The organism is Wolbachia pipientis (genome assembly GCF_001752665.1).
Taxonomy (GTDB): Bacteria; Pseudomonadota; Alphaproteobacteria; order Rickettsiales; family Anaplasmataceae; genus Wolbachia; species Wolbachia pipientis_A.
Window position 1 is genome coordinate 55170 of sequence record NZ_MJMG01000007.1, and the last position, 1021, is coordinate 56190.

Here is a 1021-nt window from a genome sequence, read left to right on the forward strand (position 1 = left end):
ACGTGAAAGAATAAGGCAGATAGAGGCTAAAGCGTTACGCAAATTAAGACATCCAAGCCGCGCTAGAAAGCTGAGAGGATTCTTTTAAAGCTAGTATAGCAGAAGAGAGCACATAATGAAATATGTACCCCAAATAATACATAGCAGAGCAGTGCTCAACACCCATCCATGCCACACTACCTTGACTATATCACATGTCAAAGGTACCATTAAACCCTAGCCCATTGTTCGATTGAATGCCACTGTTTAATTGAATACCATTAGACCCATTGCGAAATGCCAGAAGAAGAAATAAGGATGAGATTAGTGCAAGAAAGAGTATTGAAGGTTCAGCAATGATATTGAATCTCATATTGTGTTTCTTCTGAAAATTACGGTAAACATGTGACATAATTTTGAAAATCTTTATTTGCCTAATCTTATTTCATCCTTAATTTTTTATTACTGCTCTGGTGTTAAAGGTTTCTTACGATACCTTTTATAAGGAATAACAAGTTTACTCTGTAACTCTTGCCATCCTTGATATCCAGAATCTGCATACTTTATACTATTTTTAGGTAAAAACTTCTCTTGCTTCTTGATACGAAAGTCATGTGTGCTTCCTGCATATGACTTGGATACTTTTTCCATAAGAATCTCAGTTTTTACTGTGTGCGCTTTCTTTTTTCCAGAGAGAATAACTCTTCTTTTTCTTCTTCCAATTCTTTGGACGTTGTATAGGTTGCTCTGTAACATCTGCCAAGATTTCCATCTGGTTCTATTTTTTGTAATGTTGATCTTCTTTACTAATAATTTTCTGTAGTAATCTACATATATTAGATTCATGTCAGATATCCAAAAAACACGTGTATTATATATGTTCTATAATAAACATAAAACCTTATCTTCTAATATGTGATCTTCTTCCATGACTTTTCTTATTCTTTTTAACTTTCTTCCACTCATGCCTGACTTCTTCTACTAAATTCTTTGATACCTACTACTATTAATTGCTTGAATATTCTTGTCCTGTTTTTTGAGC

The 1021-nt window shown here is 33.6% G+C and carries 1 pseudogene; it reads right to left on the reverse strand.

The features are described from left to right. Positions 1–331 precede the first annotated feature (331 nt). Positions 332–964 (reverse strand): annotated as a pseudogene (locus BIY23_RS05525) (transposase family protein); the annotation flags it as partial. Positions 965–1021: the final 57 nt, after the last annotated feature.